Source organism: Pseudomonas sp. Fl5BN2 (genome assembly GCF_009908205.1).
Classification (GTDB): Bacteria; Pseudomonadota; Gammaproteobacteria; order Pseudomonadales; family Pseudomonadaceae; genus Aquipseudomonas.
In genome coordinates this window covers 86378-111726 of record NZ_JAAARL010000010.1, presented here as the reverse complement: position 1 = coordinate 111726, position 25349 = coordinate 86378, and the positions used below count along the sequence as shown (strand labels likewise).

The window sequence follows — 25349 nt, the reverse complement described above, 5'->3', positions numbered from 1 at the left end:
GGTCTTTCTTTTGCCTATTGAAAAGGAGGACTTAATGGCCGCTCCAAAGACGGTCCTAACGTACCCGCTTGATGGTACGAACCGGGACTTCCCAATCCCCTTTGAGTATCTCGCTCGGAAGTTCGTTGTGGTTACCCTCGTTGGTGCTACTCGAAAAGTCTTGGCAGTTACTACGGATTACCGCTTTACCACTCGCTCCAACCTCACGACTTCTAAAGCCTGGGGGCCGGGTGACGGCTTCGAGACCATCGAACTTCGCCGGGTGACTTCAGCTACTGACCGTCTGGTTGACTTCTCGGACGGTTCTATCTTGCGGGCCTACGACTTGAACACCTCGCAGGTACAGTCTCTGCATATTGCCGAGGAGGCACGGGACCTAACCGCAGACACCATCGCAGTTAACAATGACGGTGACCTTGATGCACGAGGCCGACGCATTGTGAATCTTGCCGACGCCACACAGCCAGACCACGCGGTAACCCTGCGACAAGAACAGGCTTGGGCAGCTTCGACACTGGGAAACGCAAACCTTGCTGTGGAGCGTGCTGCCAATGCGAAGCTAAGCGCTGAGTATGCGTATGACCGCGCTAACGCTGCCGCTAAGTCTGAAACGAACTCCAAGGCGTCTGAGGACTCCGCTAAGGCGTCCGCTAAGGTCGCAACTGACGAGATTGCTAAGATCAACAATCAAGTTGAGGTTGCGAAAGGCCACGCTGAGCGCTCAGAAGAACGAGCCGCCAATGCGAAGTTGAGTGCTGAGTATGCGTATGACCGCGCCAACGCCTCTGAGCGGTATGCTGACGCATCTATCAAAGCTAAGGATTTGTCTGAAGCTGCGGCAGTAAGGGCCGACTCTGCTGCGTTGCAACTCGGTATGTCTACCTGGGGCTACCGGCCTGTGCCGTTTAAGGGGTTCGCCTTGGATGATGGGCAGGAGCTTGAGCGCGCTCTTTACCCTGACTTTGTTAAGGCACTGGACTCTGGGGCCCTTCCCTGGACCACGGAAGCGGACTGGCAGGCAAACCCCTATCGGCGGGCTTGTTTCGTACCAGAGTCCAGCCCCGGAAAGTTCCGCATGCGCGACCTGAACGGGACAAGTGTTGGTTCTATCGGGGCAGTGTTCCTTCGAGGGCATCGAGGGGGCCCAGGTGACAACGGGGTCTTCCGAGACCAGATGCAGGACTTCAGAATAACCATGTCAAACGGAGGTGCTGGTGGCTCGGTCATTGCGTCACGGTCCAGCGCTGCCTATGAAGCGAACGGCAACACCATGACCTATGAAAACCTGTTCTCGAAGGTTGCAGGAACAGCTGGTATTCCGCGCTTCGGTCAAGAGACGTACCCGACCCACGCCACCGGGGCCTGGATGACGCGGCTATACGGAAAGATCGGGCCGCTTGGGGCCGCTGAGGCGTCCTCACTGGCTACTGCCTACGCATCTATGGCGTCCCGCTTAGGTGTCGTCGAGGGTCGCATTGCCCAGGTTCGGGCGTGGGAGTCGCCTACGGCTTTGGGGCTCGCTGCTGGTCAAGTCCGAACAGTCGTCCACAACATGGGAATCGCCGCGCAAAACTTCACCTTTTGGGGAATCTTGAAGGCGGCCCAAAACGGCTACCCTGTTGGTACTAACTTCCGCCTTGATCTCAACTGCGAAGTTAACTATGCGAAGGGGCTAACAGTATTCAATAGCTATGGTGACTCTTTCCAAATCAAAGTGAGCACGGCCAACGCCTGCGGAATCCACGACTACAACACCGGAGCCTCTGCCTGGCTTGCTTGGTCAAATATTGACGCATTCGTCAGGGTTTCAGCGCTGTAAGGGAGGGCGTTAATGATCGAATTGAATTTTAATGAGGGAGTGGTGCGCGCTACTCCCGTAGTTGCAGCGGCTGGTGCTGACGTAGCAAGTCGCTTTGCCGGACTAACAATGTCCGACTGGTTCTATATGGCTGCAATTATCTACACGCTGACTCAGTGTGTGGTGCTTGTAATGAAGACCGTAAAGGAGGTCAAGAAGAAGGAGAAAGAATAATGAGTGCAGATACACTTGAGCTGTTGCTTGAAGCAATCGACACCGAGAAAGCCCGCTACATGCTCGCGGATCTTCGCAATGAAGATAAGCGGTGCCCGCAGCTTTACAACGCCATTGAGAAGCTCTTAGAGCGCCACAAGTTCACCATCCAAAGACTGAAGCCCGATGCGTCCCTTTTGGGCGACTTGGCGGAATCGCTGGATGCTGTCCGTGACCTCTCAGACGATGAACTCTACGGCACCACGCACTAACCCTTAGGAGTCCTTAATGAGCCCACTTACCAAGACACTCTTGGGGCTTGTGTGTGCCTGTCTGGTGGTCTTTGGGATTTATTCCAAAGGCTACCACGACGCCGAATTAAAGGCATCCCACGAGAAGGCCCAGGAGCTTTTAGACCTGAACACTAAACAGGAGGAAGAGCGTGCAGCAACTCAAAAGGCCCTCAACGAAGTCTCGAAGAACTGGCAGGCATACAGCGCTGAAAGTAAGGCGATGTCTCAACGCACTATTGATAAGTTGCGTAATGATGGTATCGGCCTGTCAGTCCAACTTGCCGACGCCACCGTCTGCAACGTCACAGGTAGTTGTAGACCCGTCCCTAATGGCCGAGCCGAATTACACCAAGACACTTCTCGATTTCTTGTCGAGCAAGCCCAACGCGCCGACGAGCAAGTAAAGGCGCTTCAACAAATTGTAAGGAGATTACAAGAGGAGAAATAGCAAGGAGGGAAATTGAATCAATCTGAAAAAGACATAGCGTTAATGAAAAGGTCCTTTGTGGCCTTTCTTTTTGTCCTCTGGGCAGCCCTAAACTTACCCAAGCCGACTAAGTGTCAGATAGACATGGCTCGGGTTCTTTCAGGTGGTAAGAACAAGCGTTTCATTCTTCAAGCCTTTCGGGGCATTGGCAAAAGTTTCATCACTTGCGCCTTTGTTGTTTGGAAGCTGTGGAACAACCCGGACCTTAAGTTCTTGATTGTGTCGGCATCCAAAGAGCGCGCCGACGCGAACAGCATCTTCATTAAACGAATAATCGACCTCTTACCCTTCCTACATCACTTGAAGCCAACCGCGAAGCAGCGGGACAGCTCTCTAAGTTTTGACGTAGGCCCAGCGAAGCCTGACCACTCGCCATCTGTGAAGTCGGTCGGTATTACGGGCCAGCTCACAGGCTCCCGTGCTGACATCCTAATTGCGGATGACGTGGAGGTCCCAGGCAACAGCGCAACACAGGCAGCCCGCGAGGCCCTGGCGACGCTCGTTCAAGAGTTCGATGCGATCCTAAAGCCGCTTCCTGGGTCGCAGATTATCTACCTCGGGACTCCTCAAACCGAGATGACGCTTTATCGGTCCCTCGAAGACAAAGGCTATGTGACAACCATCTGGCCAGCGCGGTATCCCCGAGACCTTAAGGACTTAGAGAGCTACGCGCACGGAGACGGTAGCCGCTTGGCTCCTATGCTCCTGGCCGAGCTGAACGCAGACGGTACGCTGTTCTGGGCACCTACGGACCCCGTTCGATTCGATGACACGGACCTTCGAGAGCGTGAGCTTTCGTATGGCAAGGGCGGTTTTGCCCTTCAGTTCATGCTCAACCCGAACCTAAGCGATGCCGAAAAGTACCCGCTTAAGCTGCGTGACTTCATCGTGGGGCTGTTCTCTATGGAGACTGCACCAACCACGTTCCAATGGCTCCCGAACGCTAACAATGAGGTCAAAGGGGTTCCCAACGTTGGCCTTAAGGGCGACAGGTTCCACCGCTACGAATCTGCGGGAGCCTCTACGGCTGCCTACAGCGCCAAGATTCTTGTCATTGACCCAAGCGGTCGCGGTAAGGACGAAACGGGTTACTGCGTGCTGTACATGCTCAACGGCTATATCTACCTGATGGACTGGGGAGGTTTCCGTGGGGGCTACGACGACAAGACCCTTCAGGCACTCGCTGACATCGGCAAGCGGTACAAGGTCAATGAAGTGATCATTGAAGGCAACTTTGGTGACGGGATGTATGTCAAGCTCTTCAGCCCTGTAATGACCCGTACGCACCGTTGCGCTGTGACTGAGGTCAAGTCGAAGGGACAGAAGGAATTGAGGATTTGTGACGTATTAGAGCCAGTTTTGGGCAGTCACAAGCTTTGTGTGCATGAGTCTGTCATTGAGAAGGACTACCAGACTGCTCTGAATCCTGATGGCACCACAGACGTTAAATACTGTGGCTTCTATCAGCTGACACGCATCACGAAGGAGCGGGGCTCGTTGCTGCATGACGACCGCCTTGATGCTCTGGCGATTGGCGTTCAGTTCTTCACTGAGGCAATGGAAAAGGATTCTGAGGTTGGCGCTCAGGAGATGGTTGAAGAGTTCCTTGAGGCGCACATGGAGAACCCATTACACGGCTTTGAGTCAGCCATGCAGTTGACTATAGGCGGTGACATCACGATGTCCTGGGAAGACGTGGAGGGCTCCGGCTCCTTCATAGACTGGGGCAGGTAAACCTTGAAGGGTCCGAAAGGGCCCTTTATTTCGTCTGTTGGTTACTTTCTGATCACCCTGGAGACCTTGCAGGCCGGGGCCTCTAAAAGCCCTCACTATTAGGATAGGGGCGTAAAGATACTCCTATAAACACTCACTAAAAGACCACTGAGAGAAGGTGATTAATGCTGATAAGCATCACCTCCCAAAGAGGCACATATATAGGAGCATCTTGGAATGAAGGTAGAAAGACTTAAGGCCGTTTGGCCAACCCTTCGGCTCCTGCTGACCCACCGTGTCACCTATCGATTTCTTGGTTTATTGGCTGTTTCTCTCGGAGCTGTTCAGGCTGGTCCACTTGTCGGAACCTTTGGGGATGTCGTCTGTGTTCTACTTGGTGGCTGTGACGGGTGACTTATGTGGGATTCTTGCAGGAATCTTAAGGAGGCGTAGTGAAGCTAAGTAATGAAGAGCAATATTTCTTCCACTGCATGTACTTTAACGACTTCGAGGCCGCGCTTGACTCCCTAAGGCTGATAAAACGCTACCGGAGAGTAGATACTAAAGCGGCCTTGTTGCGTGATCTGACGGTAGCCTACATCCGCCCCTTCTCGAAGAACAAAGGGCGAGGTGGGTCAAAGAGCGAGTTGGACATGAAGGTGGTGCCTGCCCATCTGCGCGGCCTCCACAAGAAGCTTTATGAGCTACGCAACCAGCAATTTGCACATACAGACCTTAATTACTACAACCCCAAGTCAATCACATACGGAGACACGAGTGGGGGATTGGTCTATGCCGGTTTCAGCTATGAAGGGCTGTTGGAAAAGCTTCCAGAAATCAAAGAGCTTGTGGAAGCAGTAAAGAGAGTGGTTGATGCGCGGATACAAGAGTACGAATCAGCGGGCTTTGACCTAAAGCACACCGCAGCTATTAAGGTTGATCCAGTCAAGGCAGCGCTGTTGGGGCTTCTTTGAGAAAATGGCACAAAAATCTGAATGACCACCTCAACCCTTGCGCCCGCCCAGGTCCCCCCCCCGTGCCCCTCGCGCACCCGCCTGAGCCTTATCGCACGCATGCGCGCCTCTGGATGTCATGTCGCAGGGCAGCACCAAGGGAACCCCAAGGATGCTACAAGCGCGGCCCAAGGCTGTTACAAGGGACTTTACCGGGCCCAGTGATGCCGATAGGATGGCCTCCCAGCTCTTTCATTGCCCAGTTTTACCTAAATTGGATATGATACGCGGCCTAGATTTTTGTAAATCCCATCCAAATTCGGATATTCGCAATGAAAACTGGTAAAGAACTCAAACCCGGTACCGTGATCCGTATCGACAACGATCCTTGGCTGGTTCAGAAAGCTGAATTCACCAAGTCCGGTCGTAACAGCGCGATCATGAAGACCAAGCTGAAGAACCTGCTGACCGGTTACAAGACCGAAACCGTTTACGGTGCGGACGACAAGCTGGACGACGTGATCCTGGATCGCAAAGAAGCGACCCTGTCGTTCATCAGCGGTGACACCTACACGTTCATGGACACCACTGACTACACCATGTACGAGCTGAACGCCGAAGACATCGAAGCGGTTCTGCCGTTCATCGAAGAAGGCATGACCGACGTTTGCGAAGCTGTGTTCTTCGACGATCGTCTGGTTTCCGTTGATCTGCCGACCACTATCGTGCGCCAGATTGACTACACCGAAGGTTCCGCTCGCGGTGACACTTCGGGCAAGGTGATGAAGCCTGCCAAACTGAAAAACGGTACCGAGCTGAGCGTTGCAGATTTCATCGAAATCGGCGACTGGATCGAGATCGATACCCGCGAAGGCGGTTCCTACAAAGGCCGCGCCAAGGTTTAAACCTGGCTCGACTTTGCAGATGAAAAAGCCCGACCTTGAGTCGGGCTTTTTTATGCCTGGGATTTACTGTTTCAGACGCTGACGTGCAGGCGCACATCGACATTGCCGCGGGTGGCATTGGAGTAGGGGCAGACCTGATGCGCGGCGTCCACCAGGCTTTGTGCCTCGTCCAGTGCCAGGCCCGGCAGGCTGACATGCAGGTCGATGTCCAGACCAAAACCGCCCGGGATCTGGCCGATACCGACATGGGCAGTGATCGATGTGTCGTCCGGAATCGAGCGTTTGCTCTGGCTGGCAACGAACTTCAGGGCGCCGATAAAGCAGGCTGAGTAGCCGGCGGCGAACAATTGTTCCGGGTTGGTTGCTTGTCCACCGGCACCACCCAGTTCTTTGGGTGTAGCCAGCTTGACGTCGAGAATGTTGTCGTTGGAAACCGCGCGACCATCACGGCCACCGGTGGCGGTTGCAACTGCGGTGTAGAGGGTTTGCATGGTGGGAAGCCTCGTTTCAGATTTATTTTGCGCTAATTATTTGCGCGCCAAGTAAGTGCGAAATAAATGTATCGCGCAATTATTTAGCGCGCAATATAAAAATCTCAAAGAGACTTGCAGCGCATGCAAAATCAGATTCAGGCCTTTGATTTCAAATAAGATATTTTTTTGTGCTGAAGACGGTTGCCGCTCCTCACTGGAGCGGATTGCTCACCGATACCTCAGAGGTTCTTCTGCAAATGCCCTCGCAGCACCTGCAAGTCTGCTTGCAGCTGTTGCAATTGCTCTACAGACCGACCGCTGGCGCCAAGGATGCATTGTGGAATATCCCGGGCCTGATCCCGCAGTGCGCGACCTTGTTCAGTCAGCTCGATAATCACTACACGTTCATCTTCACGGCTGCGAGTACGGCTGAGCAGGCCCTCGGCTTCCAGGCGCTTGAGCAAGGGGGTCAGGGAGCCAGGATCGGTCAACAGACGCTGGCTGATCTCACCGACTGTCAGCCCGTCCTGCTCCCAGAGCACCAGCATCGCCAGGTACTGCGGGTAGGTCAGTCGCAGTTTTTGCAGCAGCGGCTTGTAGACCTTGGTCATCAGTAGCGAGGTCGAATGCAGGGCGAAACACACCTGGTTGTCCAGCAGCAACTGATCGCAAGGGGCCTGGGGGGTATGGTCGGTAGTCATCTGGGCAGCCTTGATCGTTAATGGTCCTGAATCTAGCGGGCGAGTCTTTAATGCGCCAGACAATTTTCGTCGTCAGTCAGTTCATCGCGCTCTGCAGCGCCAGGTCCCAGGGTGGAACCGGGCTGAAGCGGGTCTTCAGGTATTCCAGCAACAGGCGGCTGCGAGCATTGGGGTGCTGTTCCATGCGCAAGGCATAGATACCGGCGGTTTCCGGCTTGGGCAGCCCAGCGTCGCAGAACAGTGGCACCAGTTCCCCGCGTAACAGATATTCGCTCACCAGCCAGGTGGGAAGATGGGCAATGCCGAGCCCGGCCAGGGCGCCGGAGAGCAGGGCCTCGGCATTGTTGGCGCTGAGGCGGATGCGTTGTGGGCGATAGCTGTGTACCTGGCCGTCGAGTTCGAAACGCCAGGCGAACAGCGGCGCCAGGCCATCCCAGTCAAGGCCGTCGTGCTCAATGAGTTCTGCGGGGTGGGTCGGGGTGCCACGGCTTTTCAGATAGGCCGGGCTGGCGCAGGCGATCCGCACGATGCTGGCCAGGGAGGTGGCGACCATTCGCGTGTCCACCCTTTGCCCGGCTCGTAATACCAGATCAACCTTGCCGAGGTGGGAGCCTTGCATGTCGACGAAACTGTCGATCAAGTGCAGTTGCACATCCAGGCCCGGGTAGAGCCCTAGGAAATCGGCAATGGCCGGCGCCAGATGACGCCGACCGAAGGCTGCCGGCGCATCGATGCGGATCAGGCCTTCCGGCGCATGGCTCAAGGAGACGGCCTCGGCGCGGGCCAGTTGCAGCTCGGCGACGATGCGCCGGGCTCGCTCGGCAAACGCTTGGCCGGCAGCTGTGGCCACCACGGCATGCGTGGTACGCATGAACAGAGTTGTGCCCACGGCGCTTTCCAGGCTGTCGATGCGCCGGGCCACAGCCGAAGGGGTCAACGGATGGCGGCGGGCTGCCGCGGAGAAACTGCCGGACTCCAGCACGTCCAGAAACAGCCCGAGTTGTTCGGTGAGGGTGTTGGGATTCATGGTCAACATCGCTTATGCGAAAACGGCAAAGCCATTGTGCGTTGCTATGCGTTTCCGTGCCAGGGCGGACTGCGTAGCATGCAAGGCTTGAGGTGAGGAGAGCGGCGTTGATCGAGTTAGTGATGTATCTGTTGTTGGGCGCGGCCCTGGGAACGGTGGGCGGTCTGTTCGGCATTGGCGGCGGCCTGATCGCGATTCCCGTGCTCGGTGTGCTGTTCGGCCTGGACCAGCAGATTGCCCAGGGCACGGCGCTGGTAATGGTGGTGCCGAATGTGATGTTGGCGCTGAGGCGTTATCACCAGCGCAACCGTATCGAGTTGCGCCACGCGGTGCCACTGGCACTGATGGGCTTCAGTTTTGCCTGGCTGGGTTCGATCTGGGCTGTTGGAATTGATGCGCAGAAAATGCGTATTGGTTTTGTCGCTTTTCTCCTGGTCCTGTCCACCTACAACCTGTTGCGCATGTTCATGGCCAGTGCCCCGGCCAGTGACCAGATGCGTTACTCCTGGCCTTGGCTGGGCGTCCTCGGTGCGGCGTCCGGGACCATGGGCGGACTCTTCGGGGTCGGTGGCGCGGTGGTGGCGACGCCGGTGCTGACCAGCATCTTCGGTACCACCCAGGTGGTGGCGCAAGGTCTGTCCCTGGCGTTGGCGTTGCCCAGTACCGGTGTGACCCTGGTGACCTATGGTTTTCACCATCAGGTGGACTGGATGATTGGCCTGCCCTTGGCGGTGGGTGGCCTGTTTAGCATCAGTTGGGGGGTTAAGGTCGCTCATGCCTTGCCTGAGCGACTGTTACGCGGTTTGTTCTGTGGGTTCCTGGTGGTATGTGCGGCAATGCTGGCCTTTAAAGTTTGAAACCTTCGACAATGTGTTCGGCCAGGCACTCGGTGATCGGGGAGGGGGTATTGAGATTGCGCAACAGCATGATGCTGGCCTCTGGCAGCTCAGGCAGCCCTTCGTTCTCGCCGAGGATGCGCATGTCTGGCGTAATCAGGCTTTCCAGTTGCGCGGTGACCGCCAGTCCGGCGCTGACCACCGCCATGATCGCCGACAGGCTCGAACTGTTGTAGGCAATCCGATAATCGAGGCCGGCGGCGTCCAGGGCATTGCAGGCCCAGAGCCGGCAGAAGCAGTCGCTGTTGAACATCGCCAGGGGCAGGGGCGTTTGCTCATGGGCACTGAAGCACTGGGCCTGGGCCCAGACAAAGCGCTCCTTGCGCAGTAACTGGCCGATTTCGTTGCCCGGTTCGCGGGTGACGATGGACAGGTCCAGGTCCTGGCGTTGCAGCAACTGCTTGGACGATTCGCAATGCACTTCGATCTGGATCAGTGGGTAGCTCTGGGCGAAGCGCGACAGAATCCCCGGTAGAAAGCGCATCACGTAGTCATCTGGCGTGCCGATACGTACCAACCCCACCATGTGCGGTTCGCGCAGGGTATTGAACACCTCGCTGTGCAGTTTCAGGATGCGCCGGGCATAGCCCAGCAGCACCTGGCCCTCGGCAGTCAGCTTGACCTGGCGCCCATCGCGCTGGAATAACCGGCGTTGCAGCACATCCTCTTCGAGGCGCTTCATCTGCATGCTCACCGCCGACTGGGTGCGATTGACCCGTTCCCCGGCCCGAGTGAATCCGCCTTCATCGGCGATGGCGACGAAGGTGCGTAGCACTTCGGTGTCGATACTGGGGAACTGGGACAATTCATCAATCTCCGAGATGTACTGCATAAGAAACATTCGTTGGATTGATCTTATTCCCGGGAACACACTTTCGTCATCCCCACTGGAGGGCAAGATGATGAAAGGTCAAAAAGGTTATGTGCTGGTCCACAAGCTGTCATTTCAGGCGTTGTCGCTACGTACGCTCTGGCACAGGGTGATCCGTTGGCATGCGTTGGGTCGGGAGCGCCGGATGCTTGCCGGGCTGAGCGATGAAGCGTTGAAGGACCTGGGGCTCACTCGGGCAGATGTCGAGCACGAGCGGGTCCGGCCGTTCTGGGATGACCCGATGCACAAATAAGCAGCGGACAGCTACACAAGTCGGTTCTTGGTGCGTTAGCGTGCGGGCAGACAAGGAGAACCACATGCCCGCAGAACGCTGTTTCTCTCTCAAGCAGGCTCGACGACTGGCATTGGCCGCCCAAGGGTTTGGCGGGCGCCCGCCGCCGGCGTCGATCAAGGCCGCTCGGCTCAATCAGCAGATAGAGCGTCTGGGGCTGCTGCAGATCGATTCGGTTAACGCCTTGGTACGCGCCCATTACCTGCCGCTGTTTTCCCGTCTTGGCAGTTATCCACAGCAACTGCTCGACCAGGCGGCCTGGAGTCAGGGGCGGCAACGTACCTTGTTCGAGTACTGGGGGCATGAAGCGTCGTTGTTACCGATGTCCATGTACCCGTTGATGCGCTGGCGGATGCAGCGGGCGCGGCAGGGGCAGGGCATCTATTCCCAATTGGCGCGCTTTGGCCAGGAACAGCGAGTCACTGTTCGCCGAGTGCTGGCGGCGGTTGAGGAGCAAGGCGCCTTGGGGGCCGGCAGCCTGTCCACTCGTGAGCAGCGGGCGGGGCCCTGGTGGGACTGGAGCAATGAAAAACATGCGCTGGAATGGCTGTTCGCCGCCGGTGAAGTAACAGTGGCAGGGCGTCGCGGGTTCGAGCGTCTGTACGATTTGCCGGAGCGGGTGATTCCGTCGGCGATCCTTGGGCAACCCTTGCTGGACGAAGCCCAGGCTCAGCGCCGACTGTTGGTGCAGGGAGCGACGGCATTGGGCGTGGCCACGGAAAAGGATCTGCGCGATTACTTTCGTTTCGAGCCCGGCGACAGCCGTGCGCGTCTGGCCGAGTTGCTGGAGTCCGGCGAGTTGCTGGCCTGCGAGGTACAGGGTTGGCGGCAGACGGCCTATTGCCTGCCTGAGGTCAAGGTGCCGCGCAAGGTCGAGGCCAGTGCGCTGTTATCGCCTTTCGATTCGCTGATCTGGGAGCGCAGTCGCACTGAGCGACTGTTCGATTTTCGCTATCGGCTGGAGATCTACACGCCCCGGCACAAGCGGATCTATGGCTACTACGTGCTGCCGTTCCTGCACAACGAGAGTATCGTCGCCCGGGTCGATCTGCGGGCGGAACGGGCGCAAGGGCGCCTGGCGGTGCACGCGGTACATGAGGAAGAGCCGGGCCTGGACGAGCAGGGGATCCAGGCACTGGCGGTGCAATTGCAGCAGATGGCCGACTGGCTGGGGCTGGCGCAGATCCAGCTCAATTGCCAGCGCGACGGGGCTCGGCGCTTGCGTCAGGTACTGCGGTAAAAGTTGCGCCGGCCAGGCCGCTCCTAGACCCGTCCTGTAGGAGCGGCCTGGCCCGCGAAAGCAATCTTCAGCGTTTGACCTGCTTCAAGGTCTCGGCAATCAGAAACGCCAGTTCCAGTGACTGATCGGCGTTCATCCGAGGGTCGCAATGGGTGTGATAGCGGTCCGACAAACCGTCTTCGGTAATCGGTCGCGCGCCACCGATGCATTCGGTGACATTCTGCCCAGTCATCTCGATATGGATGCCGCCGGCATAGCTGCCTTCCGCCTGGTGTACCTGGAAGAACTGTTTCACTTCGGTGAGGATCTGCGCGAAATCCCGGGTCTTGTAGCCGCTGCTGGCCTTGATGGTGTTGCCGTGCATCGGGTCCGAGCTCCACAGCACTTGCTTGCCTTCGCTTTCCACTGCGCGAATCAGCTGGGGCAGGTGATCGCCGACCTTGTTTGCGCCCATGCGAACGATCAGGTTGAGGCGGCCGGGATCGTTGTCCGGGTTGAGGATATCGATCAGGCGGATCAGCTCCTCGGTGTTCATGCTTGGTCCGACCTTGACCCCGATCGGGTTGTTCACCCCGCGCAGGAACTCCACATGGGCGCCATCCAGTTGCCGGGTGCGGTCGCCAATCCACAGCATGTGCGCGGAGCAATCGTAGTAGTCGTTGGTCAAGCTATCGCGGCGCACGAAGGCTTCTTCGTAGTTCAGCAGCAGCGCTTCGTGGGCGGTGAAGAAGCTGGTTTCGCGCAGTTGCGGCGAGCTGTCCATGCCGCAGGCGCGCATGAAGGCCAGGGTTTCATCAATGCGATCCGCCAATTGGCTGTATTTCTCGGCCAGGGCCGAGTTGGCGATGAAGTCCAGGTTCCACTTGTGCACTTGGTGCAGGTCGGCGAAGCCGCCTTGGGCGAAGGCCCGCAGCAGATTGAGGGTGGCAGTGGCCTGGTGGTAGGACTGCAACAGGCGGTCCGGGTCTGGCACCCGACTTTTTTCATCGAAGCCGATGCCGTTGACGATGTCGCCGCGATAGGCCGGCAGGGTCACGCCATTGATGGTCTCGTCGTTGGCCGAGCGTGGCTTGGCGAACTGGCCGGCCATGCGACCAACCTTGACCACCGGGCAACCGGCGGCAAAGGTCATGACAATGGCCATCTGCAGCAGCACTTTGAAGGTGTCGCGGATCTTCGCTGCGGAGAATTCGGCGAAGCTTTCGGCGCAGTCGCCACCCTGCAGCAGGAAGGCCCGACCCTGGGTGACCTCGGCAAACTGACGGCGCAACTCGCGGGCTTCACCGGCAAACACCAGGGGAGGATAACTGGCCAGGGTTTGCTCGACCTGCAGCAGATGCGCAGCGTCGGGGTAGTGGGGTTGCTGCTGGATCGGCAAGGCGCGCCAGCTATCGGGGCTCCAGGGTTGGCTCATCGCGGACTCGAGTGCTTTACGGTGGGAGGGGCATGTTAGCAGCAAATTAGTACGTGACCTGCTCCTCTCGCTTGGCCGACAATCGCGCCTTTCCCGCTCGCTGCCGAGCGGTTGGTTTTTCGCGCCGGCAAGAATTCAGGCCCGCGCGACTAGGAGATGAAATGACTGAGGAGCGCGTCGAGCGTGTGCTCGCCGAAGTTCACGACGAGTTCGGCATGATCCGCGTGCTGGAAGTGGCGGATTACCGCTTTCTCGAATTTGGCGACGCCATCGAGCAAAGCTGTGTGTTCACGGCCGATCCCAGTTGGCTGGAATACGACTACACCCGGGCCATGCTGATCGGTGCCCTGTGCCATGAGGCTCCGGAGAGCGCGCTGTTTCTCGGGCTGGGGGCTGGCACCCTGACCCAGGCTTGCCTGAAGTTCCTGCCTCTGGAAGATGTCGAGGCCATTGAACTGCGTCCCGACGTGCCGCGCCTGGCTATCGAATACCTGGGGCTGGACGATGATCCGCGCCTCTATATAAGAGTCGGTGATGCGCTGGAATTGCTGGACAGTGCCGAATCTGCCGACCTGATCTTCGTCGACCTGTATACCGATGTCGGCCCGGGTGTCGGGCATCTGGCCTGGGGCTTCCTGGAGAACTGCCAGAAACGCCTCAATCCGGGCGGCTGGCTGGTGATCAACCAATGGGCCACCGATGACGGCAGGCCTCTGGGGGCCGCCTTGTTGCGTGGGCTGTATCACCGGCACTACTGGGAGCTGCCGGTGAAGGAGGGCAACGTGATTCTGATTGTGCCGTCCGACCTGGATCAGGAACTGGACATGGCAGCGCTGACTGCTCGGGCCGAAGCCCTGGCGCCACGCCTGGGCTACTCACTGCAGGCTCTGATCAAGGCCATTCGCCCCGCCACCTGAGACAACAGTTGCAGGGGGCCGGCTTACCGGCGAAGGTCGCCGCCGGCCATGGCCTTCAACAGCCCTTGAAGACCCCAGGGCGTTTCTCGATCATCGCCCGTACACCTTCCTTGGCGTCCTCGCTGTTCATCAGCTTGTGCACCAACGGCGGTAAGCCCTGAGCGGCCGCCGTCTCGCCTTCAAGGCGCGCCTGGCGCGCCGACATCAGCGTCGCTTGCACTCCCAGCGGCGCCTGCCGGGCAATCCGTTCGGCAAGCTCGATGGCCCGGGGCAGCAGGTCCTCGCTGGCCATGACTTCCTGCACCAGCCCCAGCCGCAGTGCCTCGTGAGCATCGAATTCATCACCGGTCAGCAACCAGCGCATGGCGTTGCCCCAGCCGGCCAGTTGGTGCAGGCGCAGGGTCGCGCCGCCGAAGGGAAAGATGCCGCGCTGCACCTCCATCTGGGCAAAGCGGGTGTTGCTGGCGCAAAGGTTGATATCGGCGGCCAGCATTAACTCGATGCCGATGGTCAGGCAGTAACCCTGCACGGCGACGATCACGGGCTTGCTCACCCGTGGTCCGGCGAACACCCCCCAGGGATCGCAGCCACCGGGCGGTGCCTGCCAGCCTTGAGCCAGGGCGGCGCCGACATTGGCCAGATCCAGCCCGGCGCTGAAGTGTTCACCGTGGCCGAACACCACTGCGATTCGCGCGTCGGTGCTGGCTTCGAACTCGCCATAGGCCAGGCTCAGCTGATTGAGCAGCTCAAGGTCGAAGGCATTGCGCTTAGCGACCCGGTCCAGGCCGATAAGGAACAGATGGCCGCGTTGCTCGCGGCTGACACGGCTGGCGCTGGGCTGATTCATGAAGGCGCTCCTTGGATGGCAAAAGGGACGTTTGAGAGAGCAGTTTCAAGCACAAAGGTGAACCGTTTAAGCGTTCCGACCAACAGCGGCAGGCCTGAGCAAAATAGTCCGTCGTCCGAGTCTGCGCAAAGCCCATGACAATCGGCTGTTCAGCGGTATTTTCCGATAAATAAAACTCCCTTTTTTGAGTTATTCCGGTATAGTACGCGCCGGCCTTTAGCCAGGCCACGTTATAGGTGATGCAATTCCCCGAAGTCAGCTTCGGCTGCTTGTCCGCTGCGCGGACTATCCTTGACGATCCATTCATTCAATCGTTTTCGCAAATCCCCGCCGACAAAGCTGCCAGGGCGACTCTTGAGTCTTACACGGCATGCGCAGCTTTGGAGCATGGGTCTTTGCGGATGCACTTAGAGGCAGACCCATGACCCAGGAAATCGGCGGCTTCGCCGCTCTTGAACTTCATCCCAATATTGTCGCTGCAGTAGTCGCTACCGGCTATGAAGAGCCTTCGGCTATTCAGCAGCAGTCGATCCCGATCATCCTTGCCGGTCACGATATGATTGGTCAGGCGCAAACCGGTACCGGTAAAACCGCTGCCTTTGCCCTGCCTATCCTGCACCGCATTGATCCGTCCAAGCGCGAGCCGCAAGCTCTGATCCTGGCCCCAACCCGTGAGTTGGCGCTGCAAGTTGCAACCGCTTTCGAAACCTACGCCAAGCAAATGCCGGGCGTGACTGTTGTGGCTGTCTACGGCGGCGCGCCGATGGGCCCACAATTGAAAGCAATCCGTAATGGCGCACAAATTGTTGTCGCCACTCCGGGCCGTCTGTGCGACCACCTGCGTCGCGACGAAAAAGTACTGGCCACCGTGAACCACCTGGTTCTCGACGAAGCCGACGAGATGCTCAAGCTGGGCTTCATGGACGACCTGGAAGTGATCTTCAAGGCCATGCCGGAAACCCGCCAGACCGTACTGTTCTCGGCCACCTTGCCGCAATCGATCCGTGCCATCGCTGAGCGCCACTTGCGCGATCCGAAGCACGTCAAGATCCAAAGCAAGACCCAGACCGTTACCGCGATCGAACAGGCTCACCTGTTGGTTCACGCTGACCAGAAGACCTCTGCTGTTCTGAGCCTGCTGGAAGTTGAAGATTTCGACGCCCTGATCATGTTCGTGCGCACCAAGCAAGCGACCCTGGATCTGGCCAGTGCCCTGGAAGCCAAAGGCTACAAAGCCGCTGCGCTGAACGGTGACATTGCTCAGAACCAACGTGAGCGCGTGATCGACTCCCTCAAGGATGGCCGCCTGGACATCGTTGTGGCGACCGACGTTGCTGCTCGTGGTCTGGACGTACCGCGCATCACCCACGTATTCAACGTGGACATGCCGTACGACCCGGAATCCTACGTGCACCGTATCGGCCGTACTGGCCGTGCCGGTCGCGAAGGTCGTGCGCTGTTGCTGGTGACTCCACGTGAGCGCCGCATGCTGCAAGTGATCGAGCGTGTAACCGGTCAGAAGGTTGCCGAAGTTCGCCTGCCGGACGCCCAAGCTGTTCTCGATGCGCGCATCAAGAAGCTGACCAACAGCCTGTCGCCGCTGGTGGCTGACGCTGAAGCGACCCACGGTGAACTGCTGGATCGCCTGACTGCTGACATCGGTTGCAGCCCGCGTGCCCTGGCCGCAGCTCTGCTGCGCAAGGCTACCAACGGTCAAGCACTGAACCTGGCTGCTATCGAGAAGGAGCGTCCACTGGTGCCGAACAATGCACCGCGTGGCGATCGTCCAGAGCGTTCCGGTGATCGTCCTGATCGTGGTGACCGTGAGCGTCGCGCTCCGGTTCCATTGGCTGAAGGCCGTGCTCGCTGCCGTACCGCGCTGGGCGCGCGTGATGGTATCGCCGCCAAGAACCTGCTGGGCGCTATCCTCAACGAGGGTGGCCTGGCACGTGAAGCGATCGGTCGCATCCAGGTACGTGACAGCTTCTCGCTGGTAGAGCTGCCGGAAGATGGTCTGGAGAAGCTCCTGACCAAGCTGAAGGACACTCGTGTTGCCGGTAAGCAGCTGAAGCTGCGTCGCTATCGCGAAGATTGATCCGCTCTCGGGCTGATTGATCGAACATAAAAATCCCCGACTGGTTCGGGGATTTTTTTTGCCTGTCATTTGCCCTGCCGCCCTGTTCGCCGCAAGCCGGCTCCTGCGTGAGGATCTTGCAGGCGCCGGCGTCTCGGCGAATCATCATCCAAACCGGTAGATATCCATCCCCAGGGCGCCCATGGTGAAGCCCTGGTGGGCAACACTGAAGTCGCCACCCGCCCCGCGGGCGAAATACAGCGGCAGCAGGTGTTCATCGCTGGGGTGACTGCGTACGGCATGGGGGGCCAGTTGCCGATAGTCATGCAAGGCCGCCTCATCGTTGGCAGTCAGTTTCTCGATCATCCAGTCACGAAAAGCCTTGGCCCAGGGTTCGATGCTTTCCGGGCCGGCACGCCAGTCCAGCTCCCGCAGGTTGTGGGTGATGCTGCCGGAACCGATCAGCAATACGCCTTGCTCCCGCAAGCTGGCCAGGGCATGACCGACGCGGGTCTGCAGGGCCGGCCCTTGACGACTGGGCAGCGATAGCTGAACCACGGGAATGTCTGCTTGTGGGTAGATCAATGACAGCGGCACCCAGGTGCCGTGGTCAAACGGACGCTGGCTGTCTAGCTGCGCCGGCAAGCCATCAGCCTTGAGCAGCTCCAGCACGTGCGCCGCCAGTTCGGGATCTCCCGGCGCCGGGTATTGCACGGCAAACAGCGCGGCGGGGAAGCCGCCGAAGTCGTGCCAGGTTTCCGGGTGCGGATGGGAGCTGATCCGCAGATCCGCGCTTTCCCAGTGCGCCGATACCACCAGAATAGCCTTGGGTCGTGGCAGCTCTGCTGCCAGGCGAGCGAGCGCGGGGCCACTGGCGCCGGGTTCCAGGGCCAGCATGGGAGAACCATGGGAGATGAACAGGCTGGGGAGCATGAAGGAGGTCCTGAAGGTTAAGATGCGCCATCTTCAATCAGATCATTGATCTAAATCTAATATAAGTTTTAGGGCTTTTTGATCGAATTATAAGGACTTGGCATGCAAGCGGACTTTTGGCAAAGGCGTTGGGAAAGCGATCAGATCGGCTTTCACCTGGCAGAGGTCAACCCGTATCTGCAGCAGTATTGGCCGGCCCTGGGCCTGCCTGCGCAGACCCGGGTGCTGGTGCCGTTGTGTGGTAAGAGCCTGGACCTGATCTGGCTCGCCGACCAGGGGTATCAGGTGCTGGGCGTCGAACTGACGGAGAAGGCCGTGGAGGACTTCTTTCGTGAGCACAACCTGCAACCGCAGGTCAGCCAGCAGGGGGCTTTCAAGGTCTATGCTCAGGGGTCGCTCCAGCTCTGGTGCGGCGATTTCTTTGCCCTGACAGCCGAGGACATCACTGGTTGCGCAGCCTGGTATGACCGTGCCGCGATGATCGCCTTGCCGCCCGAGATGCGCCAGCGCTACACCGCTCACTTGAATGACCTACTGCCTGATGGCAGCAAGGGGTTGTTGATTACCCTGGATTATGACCAGTCCCAGTTGGACGGGCCGCCGTTTGCCGTGCTTGATGATGAGGTCAGATTGCGGCTGAGCGGTGCCTGGCACCTGGATGTGGAAATGGAGCGCGACATCCTCGGCGAAAGCTGGAAGTTTCTTCAGGCTGGAGTCACCCGGCTGGTGGAGAGGGTCTATCGCTTGGACAAGCAGGGCGGGTGCTGACCCGGTTTTTTCTGCGTTCATGCAAAAGGGCGACTCGCGTCGCCCTCTTGGGTGTTTCCGTGTAGCTGATCAGCCGCGACGACGCAGGGCGTCGATGCGCTCTTCCAGCGGCGGGTGGCTCATGAACATGCGAGCCAGGCCCTGTTTGATGCCACCGTTGATGCCGAAGGCGTTCAGGGTGTCAGGCATGTGCACCGGCAGGCCTTGTTCCGAACGCAGGCGCCGCAGGGCGCTGATCATTGCGTTGGTACCGGCCAGACGGGCGCCGGCTTCGTCGGCGCGGAATTCGCGCTTGCGCGAGAACCACATGACGATGGCGCTGGCGAGGATGCCCAGGACCAGTTCGGCGAAGATGGTCGCCACGTAGTAGGCCATGCCCTGGCCTTCTTCGTTCTTGAAGATCACTTTGTCGACGAAGTTGCCGATGATCCGCGCGAAGAACATCACGAAGGTGTTCACCACACCCTGGATCAGCGCCAGGGTCACCATGTCGCCGTTGGCGACGTGGCCGATCTCGTGGGCCAGCACCGCTTTCACTTCATCCGGCGAGAAGCGCTCCAACAGGCCCTGGCTGACGGCTACCAGGGCATCGTTCTTGTTCCAGCCGGTGGCGAAGGCGTTGGCCTCGTAGGCCGGGAAAATGCCCACTTCGGGCATCTTGATACCGGCTTCGCGGGACAGTTGCTCAACGGTCTGCAACAACCATTGTTCATGGCGGGTGCGCGGTTGAGTGATGATCTGCGTGCTGGTGCTCATCTTCGCCATCCACTTGGAGATGAACAGCGAGAACAGCGAACCGGCAAAACCAAAGACCGCACAGAAAATCAGCAGCTGATTGAGGTTCAGATCAACCCCATTGGCCGCCATGAACCCGTTGAAGCCGAAAAGGCTCAGGGTGATGCTGGCAATCAGCACGACCGCAAGGTTAGTGGCCAAAAACAGCAGGATTCGCATCATGGTTGTAGAAATCTCCTCAAGCTAAATATGTAGCGTACTGCGGGCTATATAAGGTGCGGCAACGGCCTATTCAATACGGCTTCTATTTCAAACTGTGTCGCACAGGCCGAGTCTAGACGCTTGCGTTGCAACTCTATGAGCCATCGCCCGGCGCTGCGACCACCCGGTCGGGTTGTAAGCCTTGTGACAGTGGGTGTGACGGAAAGTGCAAGCTTATAGAAGGGGGATGGAGCAGGGCAGTGAAGATGTGTTGCTGAATTAATCGCAGTGCGATCGGAAAAGGATCGCACTGCGTTTTAGGGTTTACTGGCGGTAGGACTTGAGGAAGTTTCCAATTCGACCAATGGCCTGCTCCAGGTCATCCACCCGTGGCAGCGTCACCACGCGGAAGTGGTCCGGCCATGGCCAGTTGAAGGCCGTGCCTTGTACCACCAGGAGTTTTTCCGAGAGCAGCAGGTCGAGGACGAACTTCTCGTCGTTGTGGATCGGGCAGACTTTCGGATCGATCCGCGGGAAGGCATACAGCGCGCCCATGGGTTTTACGCAGCTGACTCCGGGAATGTCATTGAGCAACTCCCAGGTCCGGTTGCGTTGTTCCAGCAGGCGACCCTGCGGCAGCACCAGGTCATTGATGCTCTGGTAGCCACCCAGTGCGGTCTGGATCGCATGCTGGCTCGGCACGTTGGCGCACAAACGCATGTTGGCCAGCATGTCGATGCCTTCGATATAGCTCAGGGCATGCTGCTTGGGACCGGAGATGGCCACCCAGCCGGAGCGGAAACCGGCTACGCGATAGGACTTGGACAGGCCGTTGAAGGTCAGGCACAGCAGGTCCGGGGCCAGGGATGCGGTGCAGATGTGCACGGCGTCATCGTAGAGGATCTTGTCGTAGATCTCGTCCGAGAACACCACCAGGTTGTGCTGGCGAGCCAGTTCCAGCATGCCCAGCAGGACTTCCTTGGGGTACACCGCGCCGGTCGGGTTGTTCGGGTTGATGATTACCAGGGCCTTGGTGTTCGGGGTGATCTTGGCCTTGATATCAGCGAGGTCCGGCCACCAGTAGGCCTGCTCGTCGCACAGGTAGTGCACCGGGTTGCCGCCGGCCAGGCTGACCGCAGCGGTCCACAGCGGGTAGTCCGGAGCCGGGACCAGCACTTCATCGCCGTTATTGAGCAGGGCCTGCATGGCCATCACGATCAGTTCGGAAACACCGTTGCCCAGGTAGATGTCTTCAATGCCGATGCCTTCCACCTGCTTTTGCTGGTAGTACTGCATCACCGCCTTGCGCGCACTGAACAAACCCTTGGAGTCGCTGTAGCCCTGGGCAGTGGGCAGGTTGCGGATCACGTCCTGGAGAATTTCGTCCGGCGCTTCGAAACCAAAGGGTGCCGGATTGCCGATGTTCAGCTTGAGGATGCGATGGCCTTCCTCTTCCAGGCGTTTGGCGTGCTTGAGCACTGGGCCGCGAATGTCATAACAGACGTTGGCGAGCTTGTTCGATTTGCTGACCTGCATGGCGATGTGTTCCCGAGAATGAACGATCCAGGCGGAGGATGAACTACCGTACTGGGAATCCTGCCGTGTCATGCCGGGCTGTAACCCGCACCGGCTGCGGCAAAATCCGTTTGAATGGGTGTAACGCGGCTGCCAGACTGGCGTCTGACGAGGCGCAATCATACGTGCCGCCCGATCCGTGGAAAAGATCCAGATCGGGCTTTTTCCGTTGCAGAGGATGGACCATGGAAAAGCTGGAGAAAACCCTGGAAGAATGGCGGGCGATGCTCGATCCCGAGCAGTACAACGTCTGCCGGCTCAAGGGCACCGAACGGCCCTTCTCGGGCAAGTACAACGGGACCAAGACCGATGGGGTCTATCACTGCATCTGCTGCAATGAGCCGCTGTTCGACGCCAAGGCCAAATTCGATTCCGGTTGTGGCTGGCCGAGCTTCTACGAGCCCATCGCCGACAGCGCGATGATCGAGATCCGTGACGCGAGCCACGGCATGATCCGCACCGAAGTGGTCTGTTCAAAGTGCGACGCTCATCTGGGTCATGTGTTCCCGGACGGTCCGCCGCCCACCGGTCTGCGCTACTGCATCAACTCGGTGTGCCTGGATCTGGTGCCGCGCTAGGCATCAGGACGATTCTTCGGAGTCGTCTTTCCATTGATTAAATTGCACGCGATTTAGTTGCGCGCTATTTTTATCGCTTCTTACTCATGAATGGAGTGACTGCCATGACCGACGCGCTGTTGACGATTCCCTGCACCACCATCAAGGGTGAGCAGAAGACCCTGGCGGATTTTGCTGGCAAGGCCGTGCTGGTGGTCAATACCGCCAGCAAGTGTGGCTTCACTCCCCAGTACAAGGGACTGGAAGAGCTGTGGCAGGCCTACAAGGACCAGGGCCTGGTGGTGCTGGGGTTCCCGTGCAACCAGTTCGGCAAGCAGGAGCCAGGCAGCGAAGGGGCGATTTCCGAGTTCTGCGAGCTGAATTACGGCGTGAGCTTTCCGCTGTTCAAGAAGATCGAGGTCAATGGCGCCGACGCCCACCCGCTGTTCGTCCAGTTGAAGAAGCGCGCGCCCGGAGTTCTGGGTTCCCAGGGCATCAAGTGGAACTTCACCAAGTTCCTGATCGGCCAGGACGGCAAGCTGGTCAAGCGTTTCGCCCCGGTGACCAAACCCCAGGACCTGAGCCGTGAGATTGAAGCCATGCTCAAATGAATGATCTGTCCGTGGATTCACTGCGGCTCGACAGCCAGCTGTGCTTCAAGCTGTACGCCGCCTCGCGGGCCGTGGTCCGAGGCTACAAGCCGATGCTCGACCGTCTGGGCCTGACCTACCCGCAGTACCTGGTGATGCTGGTGCTGTGGGAGTGGCAGGCCGCATCACCCCCCTTGCCCACGGTGAAGGCCCTGGGAGAGCGCCTGTCTCTGGACTCCGGCACCTTGACGCCGCTGCTCAAGCGCCTGGAGCAGTTGCAGTTGGTGCAACGTCGACGTTCCGCGCGCGACGAGCGCGAAGTGCACTTGAGCTTGAGTGACGCGGGTTTGGCTCTGCGCGACCAGGTAGCACCGCTCAAGGCGGTGCTGCTGTGCGAAAGCGGGGTCGATCTCAACAGCCTGGAACCATTGCACGACAGCCTTGATCAACTGCTGCGTCAGATCAGAGCTTTGTCGTAGTCGGTACCCAGAGATCCAGCAAGGCAATCAGTTCTTCACGGCGAAACGGTTTGGCCAGGTAGTCGCTCATGCCGGCGGCACGACAACGCTCGCGCTCCTCGGGCATCGCGTTGGCGGTCAGGGCGATGATCGGCAGGTCCGGCCAGCGGCCGCTGCGGCGAATCTGCCGGCTGGCCTCGTAGCCGTCCATGACCGGCATGTTGCAGTCCATCAACACCAGATCGAAGTGATTGTGCTCCAACTGGTTGAGGGCTTCGGCGCCGTGGGCAGCTACGGTCACTGTGCAACCGAGCTTGCTCAGCATGCCTTTGGCCACCAGTTGATTCACCGGGTTGTCTTCCACCAGCAGTATATTGGCTCGCCGGACCTGCACTGGCATTTCCAGTTGGGCGTCGTTGAGAGTAATGGTTTCCGTCAGCAGCGCACGGCGCAGGGTTTGATACAGGGCATTGCGCGCCAGCGGGCGGGCCTGTTGTTGCAGCGGTGCCAGGGCACTGGCCTCTTCGCTGGGCAGGAAGCTGCCATAGGCGGTCACCAGCAGGATCGGTGCGGTAATGGCCGGGCGCAGGCCAAACAGGCATTCGGGACAGTCGGTGATCAGCAGGTCGGGGTTCACTCCGGCCAGGGAGTCCTCGATATCGAAGCGCTGATAGTCGAGCCCCCAGGTCGGTAGCAGGGAGCCCAGCAGTTCAGCCAGGCCGCTACCGGCGTCGGTGATGCCGATTATCTTGCCGGACAGCGCGGGCGGAGCGCTGCTCGGGGTGTGGCAAGGCAGCGGCAGGTCCGCGCAGAACCGACTGCCAAAGCCGACTTCCGAACTGATGCTCAAACGCCCGTTCATCGCTTCGCACAGGTTGTTGGTCAGTGCCAGTCCCAGGCCGGTACCGCCGTACTGGCGGGTAATACCGGCGCCTGCCTGGGTATAGGGCTGGAAGATCTTCACCTGGGCCTCTTGGGCGATGCCAATGCCGGTGTCGCAGATCTCGATGCGGACCCCATCGCCCAAGCTGCTCAGGCGCACATCGACCCGACCGAAGCGGGTGAACTTGAGGGCGTTGGACAACAGGTTGCTGACAATCTGCCGCACTCGGGTCGGGTCTCCCAGCACCAATGCTGGAAAGTCCGGGGCGATCAGGCAGGCCAGTTCGACGCTGGCCGCGGCGTTCTGCGACAGCAGGTTGGCGGTGTCTTCCACCAGCACCCCAAGGTCGAAGGGAATGCGCTCCAGTTCCAGTTGCCCAGCGTCGAACTTGGACATGTCGAGAACATCGTTGAGCAGTTCCACCAGGACCTTGCCGGAGTCGTGAGCGATGGATAGCTGTTGGCGTTGCTCGGGGTTCAGCGGGCTGTCCAGGGACAGGGCGATCATGCCCAGCAAGCCGTTGAGTGGCGTGCGGATCTCGTGGCTCATGTTGGCCAGGAACGCGGCGCGAGCCTGGGCCATGTCCAGGGCGGTGCGGCGTGCGGCTTCCAGTTCCTCGTTGGACTGGCTGAGCCGGGCGTTGCTGGCCTTGAGTTCGGTGGTGCGCGCCGAGACGATGTTCTCCAGTTGCCCGAGGTATTCGGTCAGGCGGTTCTCGGCGTTGCGCCGTTGCTGAATCTCGGTGGCCATGATCTCGAATTGCTGGTTGGCGACCTTGACCAGTACCCCGACTTCGTCGTTCTCGTGGCCGGGAGGGAAGTCCAGCTTGGCCTGTTTCGGACTGCGCGGATCCCGGCTGCTGAGTTCACGGATAACCCCTACCAAAGGCTTGGTCAGCATGACGTAGAACAGCGCCAGGAGAATCCCGGTAAGGATCAGGCTGCGGGCGAAACCGTTGATCAGGGTGACTTCGGCGCGACGCAGAAAGCGGCTGCCGAACGCGTAGGTGTCCACGTCCAGGTGCAGGGTGCCGAGGGATTCCTCAGGCAGGTGGCTGAGGTACAGGCGGTCCTCGAACTGCCGGTCGGCGCCGAACAGGAAGTCGCTGACGGCCCGGTAGCGGCTTTGTTGCGCAGGGCGTTCGACGTTGGCCAGCAGGGTATTGTTGTTATCGATCAGTTGCGCGCGAATGATCGCCGGGGAGCGCAGCAGGCCCAGGGTCAGTTCCTGGGCCAGTTCGGAATCGATGTTGTAGGCAATGCGCGAGGCCGGGTTGTGACTGATTTCCAGCAGCGAGTGGATTTCACGATTGATGGAGGCGTCTTCGCTGGCATAATCGATGCCGATTTGCAGCAGACTGAGCGCGGTCCCCAGAATGAAACCCACCAGTACGGTGAGCCGGGCCTGTTTATAGGACAGGCGGTTGGTGAACTTGATATCCATGGGGGGCTGAACCACTTTCGTTTCCCTTCGCTGCGCAAGCATAGCTGATCATCTTTGGTTGCCGGCTTGACCTGGCAGCAGCTGATAAGGCG

The 25349-nt window shown here is 59.0% G+C and carries 27 protein-coding genes; 17 read left to right on the top strand and 10 right to left on the bottom strand.

What is annotated here, in order from left to right:
- Positions 1–34: 34 nt before the first annotated feature.
- From GV819_RS15800 to GV819_RS15770, 8 genes are all read left to right on the top strand, one after another.
- A complete protein-coding gene (locus tag GV819_RS15800; protein ID WP_161756991.1) occupies positions 35–1819 on the top strand; it encodes a phage tail fiber domain-containing protein in 1785 nt (594 codons plus the stop codon).
- Positions 1820–1831: 12 nt separating this feature from the next.
- Positions 1832–2032 (top strand): type II holin, encoded by a 201-nt coding sequence (locus tag GV819_RS15795; RefSeq protein ID WP_161756990.1) that lies wholly within the window; start codon positions 1832–1834, stop codon positions 2030–2032.
- The gene (locus tag GV819_RS15790) at positions 2032–2283 is read left to right on the top strand and encodes a DNA packaging protein (protein WP_161756989.1); all 252 of its coding nucleotides are present in this window, start codon (positions 2032–2034) and stop codon (positions 2281–2283) included. Before GV819_RS15795 ends, GV819_RS15790 begins: the two co-directional genes overlap by 1 nt.
- Before the next feature lie 16 nt (positions 2284–2299).
- A complete protein-coding gene (locus tag GV819_RS33785) occupies positions 2300–2752 on the top strand; it encodes a hypothetical protein (RefSeq protein WP_161756988.1) in 453 nt (150 codons plus the stop codon).
- A 12-nt stretch (positions 2753–2764) separates the two neighbouring features.
- Positions 2765–4525 (top strand): phage terminase large subunit, encoded by a 1761-nt coding sequence (gene terL, locus GV819_RS15780; protein WP_256667512.1) that lies wholly within the window; start codon positions 2765–2767, stop codon positions 4523–4525.
- Between the two features lie 216 nt (positions 4526–4741).
- Positions 4742–4918, top strand: coding sequence for a gp19.5 family protein (locus GV819_RS33535; RefSeq protein ID WP_368668900.1), 177 nt, complete (start codon positions 4742–4744; stop codon positions 4916–4918).
- Between the two features lie 38 nt (positions 4919–4956).
- Entirely contained in the window at positions 4957–5478 is a 522-nt protein-coding gene (locus GV819_RS15775) for a hypothetical protein (RefSeq protein WP_161756987.1), read from the top strand.
- A 311-nt stretch (positions 5479–5789) separates the two neighbouring features.
- Entirely contained in the window at positions 5790–6362 is a 573-nt protein-coding gene (locus GV819_RS15770; protein ID WP_161756986.1) for an elongation factor P, read from the top strand.
- Positions 6363–6433: 71 nt separating this feature from the next.
- Here GV819_RS15770 and GV819_RS15765 read toward each other — a convergent pair whose 3' ends face one another.
- The 3 genes from GV819_RS15765 to GV819_RS15755 form a co-directional block, all read right to left on the bottom strand.
- Complete coding sequence (locus GV819_RS15765) at positions 6434–6853, bottom strand: organic hydroperoxide resistance protein (RefSeq protein ID WP_161756985.1); 420 nt, start codon at positions 6851–6853, stop codon at positions 6434–6436.
- A gap of 221 nt (positions 6854–7074) precedes the next feature.
- A complete protein-coding gene (locus GV819_RS15760; RefSeq protein WP_161756984.1) occupies positions 7075–7536 on the bottom strand; it encodes a MarR family winged helix-turn-helix transcriptional regulator in 462 nt (153 codons plus the stop codon).
- Positions 7537–7612: 76 nt separating this feature from the next.
- Positions 7613–8563 (bottom strand): LysR family transcriptional regulator, encoded by a 951-nt coding sequence (locus GV819_RS15755; RefSeq protein WP_161756983.1) that lies wholly within the window; start codon positions 8561–8563, stop codon positions 7613–7615.
- A 107-nt stretch (positions 8564–8670) separates the two neighbouring features.
- Here GV819_RS15755 and GV819_RS15750 point away from each other — a divergent pair, with 107 nt between their 5' ends.
- Positions 8671–9420, top strand: a complete 750-nt coding sequence (locus GV819_RS15750; RefSeq protein WP_161756982.1) for a sulfite exporter TauE/SafE family protein — start codon at positions 8671–8673, stop codon at positions 9418–9420.
- On the opposite strand, the gene GV819_RS15745 is transcribed toward GV819_RS15750, so the two are convergent.
- Complete coding sequence (locus tag GV819_RS15745; RefSeq protein WP_178126017.1) at positions 9410–10264, bottom strand: LysR substrate-binding domain-containing protein; 855 nt, start codon at positions 10262–10264, stop codon at positions 9410–9412. The two genes, GV819_RS15750 and GV819_RS15745, sit on opposite strands and share 11 nt — an antisense overlap.
- Before the next feature lie 97 nt (positions 10265–10361).
- On the opposite strand from GV819_RS15745, the gene GV819_RS15740 reads away from it, so the two are divergent.
- Together GV819_RS15740 and GV819_RS15735 are read left to right on the top strand one after the other, a co-directional pair.
- Entirely contained in the window at positions 10362–10583 is a 222-nt protein-coding gene (locus tag GV819_RS15740; protein WP_161757115.1) for a DUF1127 domain-containing protein, read from the top strand.
- A gap of 64 nt (positions 10584–10647) precedes the next feature.
- A complete protein-coding gene (locus GV819_RS15735) occupies positions 10648–11862 on the top strand; it encodes a winged helix-turn-helix domain-containing protein (protein WP_161756980.1) in 1215 nt (404 codons plus the stop codon).
- A gap of 67 nt (positions 11863–11929) precedes the next feature.
- Here the strand turns inward: GV819_RS15735 and GV819_RS15730 are convergent, their stop codons facing one another.
- Positions 11930–13276, bottom strand: a complete 1347-nt coding sequence (locus GV819_RS15730; protein WP_161756979.1) for a class II 3-deoxy-7-phosphoheptulonate synthase — start codon at positions 13274–13276, stop codon at positions 11930–11932.
- Positions 13277–13437: 161 nt separating this feature from the next.
- Between GV819_RS15730 and GV819_RS15725 the strand changes: the two genes are divergently transcribed.
- On the top strand, positions 13438–14193 hold the full coding sequence (locus GV819_RS15725) for a spermidine synthase (protein ID WP_161756978.1): 756 nt from the start codon (positions 13438–13440) through the stop codon (positions 14191–14193).
- A 55-nt stretch (positions 14194–14248) separates the two neighbouring features.
- Here the strand turns inward: GV819_RS15725 and GV819_RS15720 are convergent, their stop codons facing one another.
- The gene (locus GV819_RS15720; RefSeq protein ID WP_161756977.1) at positions 14249–15040 is read right to left on the bottom strand and encodes a crotonase/enoyl-CoA hydratase family protein; all 792 of its coding nucleotides are present in this window, start codon (positions 15038–15040) and stop codon (positions 14249–14251) included.
- Between the two features lie 421 nt (positions 15041–15461).
- On the opposite strand from GV819_RS15720, the gene GV819_RS15710 reads away from it, so the two are divergent.
- Positions 15462–17135 carry a DEAD/DEAH box helicase gene (locus tag GV819_RS15710; protein ID WP_161756976.1) on the top strand — a complete coding sequence of 558 codons (1674 nt, stop codon included), beginning with the start codon at positions 15462–15464 and terminating at the stop codon, positions 17133–17135.
- Between the two features lie 144 nt (positions 17136–17279).
- On the opposite strand, the gene GV819_RS15705 is transcribed toward GV819_RS15710, so the two are convergent.
- A complete protein-coding gene (locus tag GV819_RS15705; RefSeq protein WP_161756975.1) occupies positions 17280–18047 on the bottom strand; it encodes a DODA-type extradiol aromatic ring-opening family dioxygenase in 768 nt (255 codons plus the stop codon).
- A gap of 102 nt (positions 18048–18149) precedes the next feature.
- Here GV819_RS15705 and GV819_RS15700 point away from each other — a divergent pair, with 102 nt between their 5' ends.
- Positions 18150–18815: a thiopurine S-methyltransferase gene (locus tag GV819_RS15700; RefSeq protein ID WP_161756974.1), complete on the top strand. Its 666-nt coding sequence runs from the start codon at positions 18150–18152 to the stop codon at positions 18813–18815.
- Positions 18816–18884: 69 nt separating this feature from the next.
- Here GV819_RS15700 and htpX read toward each other — a convergent pair whose 3' ends face one another.
- Both htpX and GV819_RS15690 read right to left on the bottom strand, forming a co-directional pair.
- Positions 18885–19772 (bottom strand): protease HtpX, encoded by an 888-nt coding sequence (gene htpX / locus GV819_RS15695; RefSeq protein WP_161756973.1) that lies wholly within the window; start codon positions 19770–19772, stop codon positions 18885–18887.
- Between the two features lie 303 nt (positions 19773–20075).
- Positions 20076–21287: a pyridoxal phosphate-dependent aminotransferase gene (locus tag GV819_RS15690; RefSeq protein ID WP_161756972.1), complete on the bottom strand. Its 1212-nt coding sequence runs from the start codon at positions 21285–21287 to the stop codon at positions 20076–20078.
- A 224-nt stretch (positions 21288–21511) separates the two neighbouring features.
- Between GV819_RS15690 and msrB the strand changes: the two genes are divergently transcribed.
- From msrB to GV819_RS15675, 3 genes are all read left to right on the top strand, one after another.
- Positions 21512–21904, top strand: coding sequence for a peptide-methionine (R)-S-oxide reductase MsrB (msrB, locus tag GV819_RS15685; protein ID WP_161756971.1), 393 nt, complete (start codon positions 21512–21514; stop codon positions 21902–21904).
- Positions 21905–22008: 104 nt separating this feature from the next.
- Entirely contained in the window at positions 22009–22494 is a 486-nt protein-coding gene (locus GV819_RS15680; protein ID WP_161756970.1) for a glutathione peroxidase, read from the top strand.
- Positions 22491–22952, top strand: coding sequence for a MarR family winged helix-turn-helix transcriptional regulator (locus GV819_RS15675; protein WP_161756969.1), 462 nt, complete (start codon positions 22491–22493; stop codon positions 22950–22952). Before GV819_RS15680 ends, GV819_RS15675 begins: the two co-directional genes overlap by 4 nt.
- Here the strand turns inward: GV819_RS15675 and GV819_RS15670 are convergent.
- Positions 22936–25257: a hybrid sensor histidine kinase/response regulator gene (locus GV819_RS15670; protein WP_161756968.1), complete on the bottom strand. Its 2322-nt coding sequence runs from the start codon at positions 25255–25257 to the stop codon at positions 22936–22938. The two genes, GV819_RS15675 and GV819_RS15670, sit on opposite strands and share 17 nt — an antisense overlap.
- Between the last annotated feature and the right edge of the window lie 92 nt (positions 25258–25349).

What these genes read in the sequence shown, in the direction of transcription:
- GV819_RS15705 (WP_161756975.1), bottom strand. Translation starts at nt 18,047, where the DNA reads ATGCTCCCCAGCCTGTTCATCTCCCATGGTTCTCCCATGCTGGCCCTG.
- GV819_RS15800 (WP_161756991.1), top strand. Translation starts at nt 35, where the DNA reads ATGGCCGCTCCAAAGACGGTCCTAACGTACCCGCTTGATGGTACGAAC.
- GV819_RS15765 (WP_161756985.1), bottom strand. Translation starts at nt 6,853, where the DNA reads ATGCAAACCCTCTACACCGCAGTTGCAACCGCCACCGGTGGCCGTGAT.
- GV819_RS15770 (WP_161756986.1), top strand. Translation starts at nt 5,790, where the DNA reads ATGAAAACTGGTAAAGAACTCAAACCCGGTACCGTGATCCGTATCGAC.
- GV819_RS15680 (WP_161756970.1), top strand. Translation starts at nt 22,009, where the DNA reads ATGACCGACGCGCTGTTGACGATTCCCTGCACCACCATCAAGGGTGAG.
- GV819_RS15755 (WP_161756983.1), bottom strand. Translation starts at nt 8,563, where the DNA reads ATGAATCCCAACACCCTCACCGAACAACTCGGGCTGTTTCTGGACGTG.
- GV819_RS33535 (WP_368668900.1), top strand. Translation starts at nt 4,742, where the DNA reads ATGAAGGTAGAAAGACTTAAGGCCGTTTGGCCAACCCTTCGGCTCCTG.
- htpX (WP_161756973.1), bottom strand. Translation starts at nt 19,772, where the DNA reads ATGATGCGAATCCTGCTGTTTTTGGCCACTAACCTTGCGGTCGTGCTG.
- GV819_RS15795 (WP_161756990.1), top strand. Translation starts at nt 1,832, where the DNA reads ATGATCGAATTGAATTTTAATGAGGGAGTGGTGCGCGCTACTCCCGTA.
- GV819_RS15740 (WP_161757115.1), top strand. Translation starts at nt 10,362, where the DNA reads ATGAAAGGTCAAAAAGGTTATGTGCTGGTCCACAAGCTGTCATTTCAG.
- msrB (WP_161756971.1), top strand. Translation starts at nt 21,512, where the DNA reads ATGGAAAAGCTGGAGAAAACCCTGGAAGAATGGCGGGCGATGCTCGAT.
- GV819_RS15700 (WP_161756974.1), top strand. Translation starts at nt 18,150, where the DNA reads ATGCAAGCGGACTTTTGGCAAAGGCGTTGGGAAAGCGATCAGATCGGC.
- GV819_RS15670 (WP_161756968.1), bottom strand. Translation starts at nt 25,257, where the DNA reads ATGGATATCAAGTTCACCAACCGCCTGTCCTATAAACAGGCCCGGCTC.
- GV819_RS15720 (WP_161756977.1), bottom strand. Translation starts at nt 15,040, where the DNA reads ATGAATCAGCCCAGCGCCAGCCGTGTCAGCCGCGAGCAACGCGGCCAT.
- GV819_RS15690 (WP_161756972.1), bottom strand. Translation starts at nt 21,287, where the DNA reads ATGCAGGTCAGCAAATCGAACAAGCTCGCCAACGTCTGTTATGACATT.
- GV819_RS15735 (WP_161756980.1), top strand. Translation starts at nt 10,648, where the DNA reads ATGCCCGCAGAACGCTGTTTCTCTCTCAAGCAGGCTCGACGACTGGCA.
- GV819_RS15760 (WP_161756984.1), bottom strand. Translation starts at nt 7,536, where the DNA reads ATGACTACCGACCATACCCCCCAGGCCCCTTGCGATCAGTTGCTGCTG.
- GV819_RS15790 (WP_161756989.1), top strand. Translation starts at nt 2,032, where the DNA reads ATGAGTGCAGATACACTTGAGCTGTTGCTTGAAGCAATCGACACCGAG.
- GV819_RS15730 (WP_161756979.1), bottom strand. Translation starts at nt 13,276, where the DNA reads ATGAGCCAACCCTGGAGCCCCGATAGCTGGCGCGCCTTGCCGATCCAG.
- GV819_RS15675 (WP_161756969.1), top strand. Translation starts at nt 22,491, where the DNA reads ATGAATGATCTGTCCGTGGATTCACTGCGGCTCGACAGCCAGCTGTGC.
- GV819_RS15725 (WP_161756978.1), top strand. Translation starts at nt 13,438, where the DNA reads ATGACTGAGGAGCGCGTCGAGCGTGTGCTCGCCGAAGTTCACGACGAG.
- GV819_RS15710 (WP_161756976.1), top strand. Translation starts at nt 15,462, where the DNA reads ATGACCCAGGAAATCGGCGGCTTCGCCGCTCTTGAACTTCATCCCAAT.
- GV819_RS33785 (WP_161756988.1), top strand. Translation starts at nt 2,300, where the DNA reads ATGAGCCCACTTACCAAGACACTCTTGGGGCTTGTGTGTGCCTGTCTG.